The organism is Constrictibacter sp. MBR-5 (assembly GCF_040549485.1).
Lineage (GTDB): Bacteria > Pseudomonadota > Alphaproteobacteria > JAJUGE01 > JAJUGE01 > Constrictibacter.
This window is the reverse complement of sequence record NZ_JBEPTK010000001.1, coordinates 298,643-310,983: the sequence shown is the minus strand read 5'-3', so window position 1 is coordinate 310,983 and position 12,341 is coordinate 298,643. Positions and strand designations below refer to the sequence as shown.

13 protein-coding genes and 1 pseudogene are annotated in these 12,341 nt (G+C 70.5%); 11 read left to right on the top strand and 3 right to left on the bottom strand.

What is annotated here, in order from left to right:
- The first annotated feature begins 108 nt into the window (after positions 1-108).
- The 6 genes from ABIE65_RS01455 to ABIE65_RS01430 all read left to right on the top strand — a co-directional run bounded on the left by ABIE65_RS01455 (position 109) and on the right by ABIE65_RS01430 (position 6,476).
- A complete protein-coding gene (locus ABIE65_RS01455) occupies positions 109-297 on the top strand; it encodes a hypothetical protein (protein WP_354075053.1) in 189 nt (62 codons plus the stop codon).
- Positions 298-410: 113 nt separating this feature from the next.
- Positions 411-1,370, top strand: a complete 960-nt coding sequence (locus ABIE65_RS01450; protein ID WP_354075051.1) for a pentapeptide repeat-containing protein — start codon at positions 411-413, stop codon at positions 1,368-1,370.
- Positions 1,371-1,411: 41 nt separating this feature from the next.
- Positions 1,412-2,809 carry an aspartate aminotransferase family protein gene (locus tag ABIE65_RS01445; protein ID WP_502918490.1) on the top strand — a complete coding sequence of 466 codons (1,398 nt, stop codon included), beginning with the start codon at positions 1,412-1,414 and terminating at the stop codon, positions 2,807-2,809.
- Between the two features lie 175 nt (positions 2,810-2,984).
- Positions 2,985-4,481, top strand: coding sequence for a CoA-acylating methylmalonate-semialdehyde dehydrogenase (locus ABIE65_RS01440; protein WP_354075048.1), 1,497 nt, complete (start codon positions 2,985-2,987; stop codon positions 4,479-4,481).
- A 59-nt stretch (positions 4,482-4,540) separates the two neighbouring features.
- Positions 4,541-5,590: an alcohol dehydrogenase catalytic domain-containing protein gene (locus ABIE65_RS01435; RefSeq protein WP_354075047.1), complete on the top strand. Its 1,050-nt coding sequence runs from the start codon at positions 4,541-4,543 to the stop codon at positions 5,588-5,590.
- A 67-nt stretch (positions 5,591-5,657) separates the two neighbouring features.
- A complete protein-coding gene (locus tag ABIE65_RS01430) occupies positions 5,658-6,476 on the top strand; it encodes an SDR family NAD(P)-dependent oxidoreductase (RefSeq protein ID WP_354075046.1) in 819 nt (272 codons plus the stop codon).
- A gap of 8 nt (positions 6,477-6,484) precedes the next feature.
- Here the strand turns inward: ABIE65_RS01430 and ABIE65_RS01425 are convergent, their stop codons facing one another.
- Positions 6,485-7,561, bottom strand: coding sequence for an anhydro-N-acetylmuramic acid kinase (locus ABIE65_RS01425; protein ID WP_502918489.1), 1,077 nt, complete (start codon positions 7,559-7,561; stop codon positions 6,485-6,487).
- A gap of 143 nt (positions 7,562-7,704) precedes the next feature.
- Between ABIE65_RS01425 and ABIE65_RS27840 the strand changes: the two are divergent.
- Together ABIE65_RS27840 and selD are read left to right on the top strand one after the other, a co-directional pair.
- Positions 7,705-8,844 (top strand): annotated as a pseudogene (locus ABIE65_RS27840) (FAD-dependent oxidoreductase); the annotation flags it as partial.
- Positions 8,845-9,957 carry a selenide, water dikinase SelD gene (gene selD, locus ABIE65_RS27835; protein ID WP_502918500.1) on the top strand — a complete coding sequence of 371 codons (1,113 nt, stop codon included), beginning with the start codon at positions 8,845-8,847 and terminating at the stop codon, positions 9,955-9,957.
- Here the strand turns inward: selD and ABIE65_RS01415 are convergent.
- Positions 9,897-10,154 carry a hypothetical protein gene (locus ABIE65_RS01415; protein WP_354075042.1) on the bottom strand — a complete coding sequence of 86 codons (258 nt, stop codon included), beginning with the start codon at positions 10,152-10,154 and terminating at the stop codon, positions 9,897-9,899. The genes selD and ABIE65_RS01415 overlap by 61 nt on opposite strands.
- Before the next feature lie 30 nt (positions 10,155-10,184).
- Positions 10,185-10,433 carry a hypothetical protein gene (locus ABIE65_RS01410; protein WP_354075040.1) on the bottom strand — a complete coding sequence of 83 codons (249 nt, stop codon included), beginning with the start codon at positions 10,431-10,433 and terminating at the stop codon, positions 10,185-10,187.
- Positions 10,434-10,535: 102 nt separating this feature from the next.
- Here ABIE65_RS01410 and ABIE65_RS01405 point away from each other — a divergent pair, with 102 nt between their 5' ends.
- The 3 genes from ABIE65_RS01405 (at position 10,536) to ABIE65_RS01395 (ending at position 12,272) form a co-directional block, all read left to right on the top strand.
- Positions 10,536-11,468 carry a restriction endonuclease gene (locus ABIE65_RS01405; RefSeq protein WP_354075039.1) on the top strand — a complete coding sequence of 311 codons (933 nt, stop codon included), beginning with the start codon at positions 10,536-10,538 and terminating at the stop codon, positions 11,466-11,468.
- A gap of 202 nt (positions 11,469-11,670) precedes the next feature.
- Complete coding sequence (locus tag ABIE65_RS01400; RefSeq protein WP_354075038.1) at positions 11,671-11,919, top strand: antitoxin MazE family protein; 249 nt, start codon at positions 11,671-11,673, stop codon at positions 11,917-11,919.
- A complete protein-coding gene (locus ABIE65_RS01395) occupies positions 11,916-12,272 on the top strand; it encodes a type II toxin-antitoxin system PemK/MazF family toxin (protein WP_354075037.1) in 357 nt (118 codons plus the stop codon). Before ABIE65_RS01400 ends, ABIE65_RS01395 begins: the two co-directional genes overlap by 4 nt.
- Positions 12,273-12,341: the final 69 nt, after the last annotated feature.

The window sequence follows — 12,341 nt, the reverse complement described above, 5'->3', positions numbered from 1 at the left end:
CGCACGAGGGAAGCCCCGAGGCCGGCCTTGCCGGCCCCGGGGCCCCGCCGTGATCAAGAAACACACGTTTCCCCGCACTCATCATCAACCGGACACGCAGGCGCTCCAATGTATCTCGTCCTCGGGATCGTCTTCATCGTCGCGAGCTTCTATCTCCTGAACTGGGCGCGCGCCCGCAACGGCGTGGCGAAGCCCGTGCTCGCAAACAGCGAGATGGCCGGCGGTGCCGCCGTGATCGCCATCATCGTCACGTTCTCGGTCGGTATCACGCTCGCGATCATGCAGTTCACCGGCTGAGTTGTAGCCGACATCACGCCCGCGTCCCTTCTCGGGGTGGACGCGGGCGGCGACGTTGGGATAACGATGCGCCACCCGCGCCGATGCGGGAGCCGTCCGCTACGGAGGCAGCCATGGCCATCGTCGTTACCGGGACCGCTCGCACGCCGCCCCAGGCGATCAGTGCCGCTGACCTCGCGGCAGCGGTCGACAAGCATCGCGCCTGGCTTCTAGCGCTGTCGGCAACCGGGACGCCGCCGCCAGGACCGGTGCAGCTCCGGGGGCTGGATCTCCGCGGTGTCCAGCTTCCGGGGGCCGACCTCCGCTGGGCCAATCTGAGCCGCGCCATCGCAGCCCAGGTTGACCTGTGCGATGCGCGGCTCTCCCACACCTATTTCTTCAGGGCGGATCTGGACGGGGCCCTCCTGCGCAAGGCCAACCTGTCCAAGGCCGTGCTGATCTGCGCGAACCTGGAGAAGGCCGACCTGTCCGGCGCCTGTCTGCGCAAGGCCGACCTGGAGGAGGCCAACTGCCGCAAGGCGCAGATGGGTGGCGCCGACCTGCATAAGGCCAATATGGAAGCCGCCTGCTTCGCCAAGGTGATCCTCGACGGCGCGCGCCTCACGCAGGTCTATTTCGTCGGCGGCGACTTCGAGAAGGCGAGCCTGATCGGCGCCGACCTGACGGGCGCCGACCTCCGGCGCACCAATCTGCGCCGCGCCGACCTGACGCGTGCCGTCCTGAAGGACGCGCGGCTCGAGGCGGCGCGCCTGTATCAGGCGCGGCTCGACGGCGCCAAGTGCACCGGCGCCGATTTCGGCCGGGCGGTCTGCATCGGCGCCAGCATGAGGAACGTCGATCTCGCCGGTGCCAACCTGCGCGGCGCTGAGTTCTCGGGCGTCGACCTGGAGGGTGCGATCCTGACCGGCGCGGTGCTGGCCGAGGCCGACCTGCACGACGTCAACCTGCACGGCGCGCATCTCGACGGCGCCGACCTGCGCCGGGTCGACCTGCGGCTCGTCCGCGGCCTGACCGCGTCGCAGCTGGAGCGCGCCGTGACCGACGAGACGACGCGTTTGCCGGCCTCCGCCTGAAGGGTATACAGTCCCTGCTTCAGCGGTACGGCAGGGGAGTATTGGCGGTGGATACGGCAGGCAATTCCGCGGCGAGCCGCGACAAGGCATACCTGATGCACCCGATGACGAACCTGAAGCGTCATCTGGAGATCGAGCCGACCGTGGTGACCGGCGGCAAGGGCATCTACGTCTACGACGACACCGGCAAGGAATATATCGAGGGCCTCGCCGGCCTCTGGTGCACCTCGCTCGGTTTCGGCGAGGAGCGGCTGGTCGAGGCCGCCGCGCGCCAGATGCGCCAGCTGCCCTACTATCACCAGTTCCGCGGCATGGGGCACCATGTCGGCATCGACCTCGCCGAGAAGCTGCTGTCGATCGCGCCCGCAGGCATGTCGAAGGTCTTCTTCGCCAATTCGGGTTCCGAGGCGAACGACACGATCCTGAAGCTGATCTGGTACTACAACAACGCGCTCGGCCGGCCGCAGAAGAAGAAGGTCATCGCGCGGATCAAGGGCTATCACGGCACGACGCTGGCCGCGGCCAGCCTCTCCGGCCTGCCGCACATGCACAAGGCCTTCGACCTGCCGATGCCGGGCATCCTCCACACCGACTGCCCGCACTATTACCGCTTCGGCAAGGACGGCGAGAGCGAGGAAGAGTTCGCCACGCGCATGGCGGACAGCCTGGAGAAGATGATCCTGGAGGAGGGGCCGGACACGGTCGCCGCCTTTTTCGCCGAGCCGATCATGGGTGCCGGCGGCGTCATCACCCCGCCGAAGACCTATTTCGAGAAGGTCCAGGCGGTCCTGAAGAAGTACGACGTGCTCTTCGTCGCCGACGAGGTGATCTGCGGCTTCGGCCGGACGGGCAAGATGTTCGCCACCGAGACCTACGACCTGAAGCCGGACTTCATGACGGTCGCGAAGGCGCTCTCGTCGGCCTACCTGCCGATTTCCGGCGTGATGATGAGCCAGGAGGTGTTCGACGGCATCTCCAAACAGTCGGGCGAGGTCGGCGTACTCGGCCACGGCTTCACCTACAGCGGCCATCCGGCCGCCGCGGCGGTGGCGCTGGAGACGCTGAAGATCTACGAGGAGCGCGACATCCTCGGCCACATCGCCTCGATCTCCGGCCGCCTGCAGGACGGCATGCGCAAGTTCGCCGGCCATCCGCTGGTCGGCGAGGTACGCGGCATCGGCCTGATCGGCGCGATCGAACTGGTCAAGGACAAGGCGACGCACGAGTCGTTCGACCCGAAGGACGGCATCGGCGCCTTCTGCCAGGACCGGGCGCAGGAGCACGGCCTGATCACCCGCGGCATGGGCGACAGCCTCGCCTTCTGCCCGCCGCTGATCATCACCGCGGCCGAGATCGACGAGATGCTGAGCCGCTTCGGCAAGGCCCTCGACGACACCGCCGCCATGGTCGACCAGAAGAAGCTCGCCAAGGTCGCTTGAGCTGTCACCCCTCGTGCTTCGAGACGCCGCCTTCGGCGGCTCCTCAGCACGGGGTTCCGGAATGCACCAATAGGAACGCCTCGTCCTGAGGAGGGCCGAAGGCCAGTCTCGAAGGGCGGGGCGTTCCGGTCCCTACGCTCAACGAACAAGAACACGTCTAGCCGCAGAGGTTCCGATGCCCGAGACACTCCACCACTTCGTCAACGGTGCCCGGACGGCGGGTGCTTCCGGGCAGTTCGGCGACGTTTTCGACCCCGCCACCGGCGAGGTGACGAAGCGGGTGCCGATGGCGTCGGCGTCGGACATGGCGGCCGCCATCGCGGCGGCCGAGGCGGCGTTTCCGGCGTGGGCGGCGCAGACGCCGCTGCGCCGGGCGCGGGTCATGTTCAGGTTCAAGGACCTGCTGGAGCGGCATGTCGAGGAACTGATCGACCTGGTCGTGTCCGAGCACGGCAAGGTGCGCGAGGACGCGCGCGGCTCGATCACCCGCGGCATCGAGGTGGTCGAGTTCGCCTGCGGCATCCCGCATTTGCTGAAGGGCGAGTTCAGCGAGAATGTCGGGACATCCATCGACAGCTGGTCGATGCGCCAGCCGCTGGGCGTCTGCGGCGCCATCGCGCCCTTCAACTTCCCCGTCATGGTGCCGCTCTGGACCATCCCGGTGGCGCTCGCCTGCGGCAACACCTTCGTGATGAAGCCGTCGGAGAAGGTGCCGTCGGCCATGCTGCGCATCGCCGAGCTGGCCAAGGAGGCGGGCGTGCCCGACGGGGTGCTGAACGTCGTCAACGGCGGCCGCGAGGCGGTCGACGCGCTGCTCTCCGACCCGCGCGTCGCCTCGATCAGCTTCGTCGGCTCCGAACCCGTCGCGCGCTACGTCTACACGACCGGCACGGCGCACGGTAAGCGCGTCCAGGCGCTGGCCGGCGCCAAGAACCACATGGTCGTGATGCCCGACGCCGACCTCGACCTCGCCGTCGACGGGCTGATGGGTGCGGCCTACGGCTCGGCCGGCGAGCGCTGCATGGCCGTCTCGGTGGCGGTCGCCGTCGGCGGCGCCGGCGATGCGCTGATCGACCGGCTGGTGCCGCGCGTCCAGGGGCTGAAAGTCGGTCCGGGCGGCGATCCGGCCTCCGAGATGGGGCCGCTCGTGACGCGCGAGCATCGCGACAAGGTGTCGGCCTATGTCGACGAGGGCGTGCGCGAGGGTGCGAAGCTGGTGGTCGACGGCCGGGGCCTGAAGCTCCAGGGCTACGAGGGCGGCAACTGGCTCGGCGGCTGCCTGTTCGACGACGTGACGCCGGAGATGAAGATCTACCGCGAGGAGATCTTCGGCCCCGTCCTCTCGGTGGTCCGCGTGCCGGACTTCGAGACGGCGCTGAACCTGACCAACGCGCACAAGTTCGGCAACGGTGCGGCCATCTTCACCCGCGACGGCGACGCCGCGCGCGAATTCTCCAGCCGCGTCGCCGCCGGCATGGTCGGCGTCAACGTGCCGATCCCGGTACCGATGGCCTTCCACAGCTTCGGCGGCTGGAAGGCCTCGCTCTACGGCGACCTGCACGTGCACGGGCCGGACGGCGTGCGCTTCTTCACCAAGCTGAAGACCGTCAGCTCGCGCTGGCCGACCGGCATCCGCAGTGGTGCGGAGTTCAACATGCCGGTGTCGCGGTAGGGACATTCCGCACGGGTACGCAGGACGGAGATCCTGGACAGCCGGCGGAGGGAGGACGGATGGCGCGAGAGATGAGGGCGGCGGTCTTCCGGGGCGTCGGCAAACCGCTCGCGATCGCCGCGCGGGACATGCCGGAAGCCGGGCCCGGCGAGCTGCTGCTGAAGGTCGCCTATTGCGGCATCTGCGGCTCCGACCTCCACGCGACCGACACCGAGAGCTACGGCCTCGCCCTCGGCGCCACCCTCGGCCACGAATTCTCCGGCGAGGTGGTCGCGTCGGGCTCGGCGGACTTCCGCGCCGGCGACCGGATCGCGGTCAACCCGATCCGCGCCTGCGACGACTGCGCGTCGGAGGGCGTATGCCGCGACGGCCTGGGCGCCCTCTGCCCGAACAGCCGCTTCACCGGCCTGTTCGGCCCGGCGCCGGGCGGCTATGCCGAATATGCGACGGTGCGCGCCGCGCAGGCGATCCGCCTGCCGGACGGCGTCTCGCTGCGCGACGGCGCCCTGCTGGAGCCACTCGCCGTGGGCGCGCACGCGGTCGCGGCGGCCGGACCGGTCGAGGGTAGCCGGGTCCTGGTCCTCGGCGCCGGGCCGATCGGCGTCGCCGTCGCGATCATGGCGCGGCTCGACGGTGCCGCCCATGTCGCCATCAGCGAGCCTGCCGCCGGACGCCGCCGGCGCGCCGCGGGTGCCGGCGTCGACCCGGTGCTCGACCCAGCCGCCGGCGACCTCGCGAGACAGTTCGCCGCCGCTGCCGGCCGCGGGCCGGACGTGATCTTCGACTGCGTCGGCAAGTCCGGCCTGCTGCAGCAGTGCATCGAGCTGTCGGGCCCGCGCGGCCGCGTGGTGGTGGTCGGCGTCTGCATGACCGAGGACCGGATGATCCCGCGCGCCGCGCTGAAGAAGGAACTCGCGGTGCGCTGGGTCCTGGCCTACACGGCCGAGGATTTCGACCGCGTGGTCGGCCATATGCGCGCCGGCCGCATCGACGGCGCCAGCCTCGTCTCGTCGGTCATCGGCTTCGCCGACCTGCCGCGCGTCTTCGAGGAGCTGCGCACGCCCAACGACCATCTGAAGGTGCTGATCGACCCGGCGCTGCCGGCCTGAGAAGCGCGCGAGCAGAGAAGATCGCGACCAGACGGGATCGCGGCGACACAGCGGAGGAGGCAGGTAGATGATGACGGGACGGTTCGACGGGAAGGTCGCCGTGGTCACCGGCGGGGCCTCCGGTATCGGCCTCGCGATCGTGCGCCGCTTCCTGCTGGAGGGCGGCCAGGTCGCGCTGTGCGACCTCGATGCCGACAGGCTGCGCGCCCTGGAGGACGAGTGGGGCACCGATGTCCTGGCGCTCCAGGCCGACGTCACGCGCGAGGCGGATGTCGCCGACCTGTTCGAGCGGTGCGCCGAGCGGTTCGGCGCCGTCCACTGCGCCTTCGCGGTCGCCGGCGCCTCGCGCCCGGCGCACATCGTCGACATGCCGGAAGAGGACTGGGACTTCACCGTCGACCTGTGCCTGAAGGGCGTGATGTTCACCGTCAAGCACGCCGCGCGGCAAATGATAGCCCAGGGCAGCGCCGACGGGGCCGGGGGCGCGATCGTCACCATCGCCTCGCTCAACGCCCACGTGCCGATGCACGCCGGGGCCGCCTATGCCAGCGCCAAGGCGGGCGTCGAGATGCTGACGAAGAACGCCGCCCTCGAACTGGCCGAGGACGGCATCCGCGTGAACGCGATCCTGCCCGGCCTCGTCCAGACGCCGCTGACCCGCCGCCACTTCGAGAACGAGCAGGCGCTCGCCGCCTTCAAGGAGCGCATCCCGCTCGGCCGCGCCGCCCAGCCCGAGGAGATCGCCGGACCCGCCCTCTACCTGGCGAGCGACGACGCCTCCTACGTCTCGGGCGCCAGCCTGCTGGTCGACGGCGCCTGGGCGGTCAGCGGCTATCCCGACACCCGCCCCTGGCGCGGCCGACGCAAATTCGGCGCTCGCGACTGATCCGGTCTCTATCGCGGCGCCCGGTGCAGCACGCCGCCCGTCGTCGGCGCCGGCACACCGGTCGTCGACGGCAGGCTGAGCGGCAGGCCGCGCAGGGAGCGGACGGCGAGGAAGGCGAAGGCCTGGGCCTCGATCGCGTCGCCGTCCCAGCCGACGGCCTCGACCGGATCGACCGGGACGGCGAGGTCGTCGGCGAGCATCTGCATCAGGACCGGGTTGTGCCGCCCGCCGCCGGTGACCAGCCAGCGCTTCGGCGGGGCGGGCAGGTGGCGCAGGGCGCGCGCGACGCTGGCGACCGTGAAGGCGGTCAGGGTGGCCGCACCATCCTCGACGCTCAGGCCGAAGACGGCGTCGCCGGAGAAGTCGTTGCGGTCGAGCGACTTGGGCGGGGGGCGGCCGAAATAACCGTTGTCGAGCAGCCGCTGCAGCGGGCGCGCCTGGGCCGTGCCGGCCGCCGCGAGCCGGCCGTCGCGGTCGCAGGCCTCGCCCGTGTGCCGCCGCACCCAGTCGTCGATCAGCGCGTTGCCCGGGCCGGTGTCGAAGGCGACCACCCGCGCGCCGTCGAGCCAGGTGACGTTGCCGACGCCGCCCAGGTTCAGCACGGCCAGCGGCTGCACCAGTCCGGCCGCCAGCGCCCGGTGGAACAGCGGCGCCAGCGGCGCGCCCTGGCCGCCCGCCGCGACGTCGGCGGCGCGCAGGTCGCAGACCACGTCGACGCCGGTCGCGGCGGCCAGCCGCGCGCCGTCGCCGATCTGGCGCGTCAGGCGCCGCTCCGGCCGGTGCAGCACCGTATGGCCGTGGAAGCCGATCACGTCGACATCCGCCGCCGCCACGCCGCTCTCGGCCAGCAGGCCCCGCACCGCGTCGGCATGGGCGTCGGTCAGGGCCGCGACCAGATCCCCCGCCGGGTCGTGCTCGGCGCGCTGCGCGTCGCCGACCAGATCGCCGAGTGCGGCGCGCAGGCCGGGCGCGTAGGGCAGGGTGGTGCGCGGCCCGAACGCCTGCACCCGCTCGCCGTCCGTCTCCAGCAGCGCCACGTCGATGCCGTCCATCGACGTGCCGCTCATCAACCCGATCGCGCGCATGGTTCGTCCCGTCGTCCCCGTCACCTCCATTGTCGTTGCCGGGCGAAGACCCGGCAACCCAGCGCGGGCGCACCGGCCGTCGAAGCCTAACCCGCATTGCCCCCGTCCGCCGCAGCCGCTATCGAGGCGGTCGGAGGCAGCGCGTGCGGAAACCTGACGTACCGGTCCTGAAAGATCTCGTCCTGGTCGGCGGCGGCCACGCGCATGTCGCCGTGCTGCGCCGCTTCGGCATGAAGCCGCTGCCCGGCGTGCGGATCACCGTCATCTGCCGCGAGGTGCACACGCCCTATTCCGGCATGCTGCCCGGCATGATCGCCGGCCATTACGGCTTCGACGACGCGCATATCGACCTGGGGCCCCTCTGCCGCTTCGCCGGCGCGCGGCTCTATCGCGACGAGGCGGTGGGCCTCGACCGCGCCGCGGGCCGGGTGCTCTGCGCCGGGCGCCCGCCGGTACGCTACGACCTCGTCTCGCTCGACATCGGCTCGACCCCCGACCTCGGCGTGCCCGGTGCGGCCGAGCACGCCATCCCGGTGAAGCCGATCGGCCGCTTCCTCGAGAAATGGGCGGGGCTGGTCACGCGGGTGCAGGCGAGCGCCGGGCCGTTCCGCGTGGCCGTAGTCGGCGGCGGTGCCGGCGGGGTCGAACTGCTGCTGTCGGTGCGCCACCGCCTGCGCGCGCTGCTGGCGCAGGGCGACGACCCGGACCGGCTCGGCTTCGCGCTCTTCGCCGGGACCGGCGGCATCGTGCCGACCCATCCCGCCGGTGCGCGGCAACGGCTCGGCCGAATTCTTGCCGAGCGGGACGTGGCCGTTCACGACAGAGCGGTTACCGCAGTGGCCGCCGACGCGGTGACGACCGACGACGGCACGGCCCATCCGGTCGACGCCGCACTCTGGGTGACGGCCGCCGCCGCCGCTCCGTGGCTGCGCGAGACCGGGCTCGCCCTCGACGACCGCGGCTTCGTCCAGGTCGACGAGACCCTGCGCTCCGTCTCCGACGCACGCCTCTTCGCCGTCGGCGACATCGCCGCCATGGTGGCGCATCCGCGGCCGAAGTCCGGCGTATTCGCGGTCCGCCAGGGCCGGCCGCTGGCCGACAATCTGCGCCGTGCTTTCGAGGGCCACGGCCTGCGCCGCTACCGGCCGCAGCGTGCCTTCCTCGGCATCGTCGGCACCGGCGACCGGCATGCGGTGGCCTTCCGGCGCGGTTGGTTGCGCGACGGCTGGTCGGTGGAGGGCGGCTGGGTCTGGCATTGGAAAGACCGGATCGACCGCCGCTTCATGCGCCGTTTCGCCGCCCTGCCGGCAATGGAACAGCCGGAGCCGCCGGTGCCCGCCGTCGCCGACGCCGCCGCCCGGGCGATGCTGGCCGAAGCCGCCATGCGCTGCGGCGGCTGCGGTGCCAAGGTCGGTGCCAACCTGCTGGCGCGCACCCTGAGTGGGCTGAAGCCGGTCGTTCGCGACGACGTGCTGGTCGGGCTCGATGCGCCCGACGATGCGGCGGTGATCGCGGTGCCGCCGGGCAAGGTGCTGGTCCAGACGGTGGACCATTTCCGCGCCATCCTGGACGACCCCTACCTGTTCGGCCGGATCGCCGCCAACCATGCGCTGGGCGACGTCTACGCCATGGGCGCCGAGCCGCAGTCGGCCCTGGCGATCGTCACCGTGCCCTACGGTCCCGAGGCGCAGGTCGAGGAGCAGCTGTTCCAGCTCATGTCCGGTGCCGCCCGCACCCTGGAGGAGGCCGGCTGCACGCTGGCGGGCGGCCACACGGGCGAGGGCGCGGAGATGGCCCTGGGGTTCGCCGTCAACGGCCTCGCCGACCCGGCCCGCCTGATGCGCAAGTCCGGCCTGCGCCCCGGCGACGCGCTGATCCTGACCAAGCCGCTCGGCACCGGCACCCTGTTCGCCGCGGAGATGCGGGGCCGCGCGAAGCGCCGCTGGATCGAAGCCGCCATCGCCGCGATGCTCCGGCCCAACCGCGAAGCCGCCGCCATCCTGCAGGCGCACGGCGCGACGGCCTGCACCGACGTGACCGGCTTCGGCCTGCTCGGCCACCTGCTGGAGATGACCAAGGCCTCCGGCGTCGGTGCGACGCTCCGGCTCGACGCCTTGCCGGTGCTGGACGGCGCGGAGGAGACGGCGGGGCAGGGGCTGCTGAGTTCCCTGCACACGGCGAATGCGCGGGCGGAGAGCGGCCTGACCGATCCCGCCACTGCCCGGCGACACTCGCGCTACCTGCTGCTGTTCGACCCGCAGACGGCGGGCGGGCTGCTCGCGGGGGTGCCGGCGGAGCAGGCGGAGGCGTGCGTCGCGGCGCTGAGGCGGGCGGGTTACGAGATGACGGCCACGCTTGGGGTGGTCGGCGAAGCGACGGGCGTCGAGTTGACCTGAGCCGTCGCGTCGTGGATCGGTCCGAACAGGCGTTCCAGGACGTCGAACTCCGAGCGCAGCACCTCCACGTCGGTGACCCCGCGCTGCCACATGCGCCGCAGGGTCTCGCCGACGAACACATGTTCGACGATGCGCTCGCGCAGGGTCGAGTGAAGGTGATGGGAGGTGCCGCGGTCGGTGGGTTCGAGCGCATTCATCTGTTCGGTTCCGTGTCGCAGTAGGGTCCGCTACCGCTCGCCCGCCCACCCTTGTCGGGTGGCCGTCTCGATCTCTTCGAGGCTCAACGACGGCCCGTCTTCATTGTCGAGACATCCGAAGAAGTCCTTGATGCTGGCGGTGCGTTCGGCCGATCTCAGCACGATCCGGCCCTGGGCCTGCAATGCGACACTGATTTCGCCGCCCGCTTTGACACCGAGGTGTTCGAGCAGTTCGTCCGGTAGAAGGATCTGTCCGCCGGCTTCAACGATCAGGATCATCGTGATGGACTCCTTGCCAGTCGCTTCGGTCGCTTACCAGGGTGAAACGACAGGGTCATACCCATACTCTGACGGCGAAAGCAGGCGGCAGGAGCGGACAGGGTGGCAATTCCGGACTACCAGACATTGATGCTGCCGGTGCTCAGGCTCGCTGCCGAACGGGAGCGCCGGGTGGGGGACGTCGTCGATCAGATCGCCGACGGGTTCCACCTGACGGCACAGGAGCGGGAGGCAATGCTCCCGAGTGGGCGGCAGCGAATTCTGCACAATCGGATTCACTGGGCCAAGTTCTACATGTCGAAGGCCGGTCTGCTGACGGCACCGGGGCGCGGGCGCTTCATCGCGACCGACGCGGGCAAGACACTTCTGGCGCAGAACCCCGAAAGGATCGACGTAAACCGGCTGCTCGACTATCCGGACTTCCGAGCCTTCTACAAGGGCAGCGGCCAGGCAGTCGCGCCTTCTGTTCCGCCGACGGACGATCCGTCGCCTTCCCGCCTCGACGGCGATACGCCCGAGGAGCAGATCGAGGCGGCCTATCAGGCGGTGCAGTCGGCGCTTCGAACGGAGCTGCTCGAACGGATCGCCCAGAACAGTCCCGCGTTCTTCGAGCAGGTCATCGTCGCTCTGCTCGTCGCCATGGGATATGGCGGATCGCACCGGAACGCCGCCGCCCAACTCGGACGTTCCGGGGATGGTGGTGTCGACGGCGTGATCAACGAGGATCGGCTCGGCCTCGACCGCGTCTACGTGCAGGCGAAGCGGTATGCGTCCGGCAATACGGTCGGTCGCCCCGACGTGCAGGCCTTTGTCGGCAGCCTCGTCGGGCTGGGTGCGACCAAGGGTGTCTTCGTCACGACGTCCTCGTTCAGTCCTCAGGCTGTCGACTTCGTCCGCCACCTCTCGCAGCGGGTGATCCTGATCGAAGGGCAGCGGCTGGCCGACCTGATGATCGAGCATGGCGTCGGCGTGCGATTGAGCCGCGCCATCGAGTTCAAGCGCCTGGACGAGGACTTCTTCGCCGAGGAGCTTTGAACTCAGCCGTCATCGTGAGCCAAAGGCGAAGCGATCCATGGCGCGCGCATCGGCGCCGGTGAGCCGGCTCCTGGATCGCCGCGGCGCTGCGCGCCTCGCAATTCGGATGAGGGTTTGTTATCGAGGCCTCGCGACCTGCGGCCTTGGCCACCGCCCCTAAACCGTGATAGGTTACATGTAACCATCGGCGGGGAGAATGATCATGGCATCATCATCCAGGCCCAAGCCTTCCCGGGACAAGGTGCAGAACCATCGCGAGCGTCTGCGCGCCCAGGGGCTGCGGCCGATTCAGATATGGGTGCCGGACGTGCGTGCGCCCGCCTTCCGGGCGGAGGCACATCGCCAGTCGCTCGCGGTCGCCGGCAGCCCGCACGCAGCGGAGGATCAGGCGTTCATCGACGCCGTGTCGGACGCCTTGCCGGCCGACTTTATAGACTGGGACGATGAATGAGGCGCGGCGACATCTGGACCGTCTCCGGCGGCAAGGATTACGCCGGTAAGCCGCGTCCGGTGGTCATCGTGCAGGACGACAGTTTCGACGCGACGGATTCGATCACCGTTTGCGCCTTCACGACGGACCCGACCGAAGCGCCCCTGTTCCGTCTGCCCGTGGAGCCGAACGCGCGCAACGGACTGCGCTCGGCGTGCCGTCTGATGGTCGACAAGATCACCACCGTCCCCAGGTCGAAGATCGGCGTGCGCGTCGGCCGTCTGGACGACGAGGACGTGGTGCGGCTCAACCAGGCGGTGATGGTGTTCCTCGGCTTGGCGGTTTCGCCGCGGCGCGGCGGGAGAGGGACGTGAGCGAGGGCGCGCCGGCCTCGCCTCGACGCCCCCGCCTTGACGCCCCCGCCTTGTCCGGACAGCATCGCG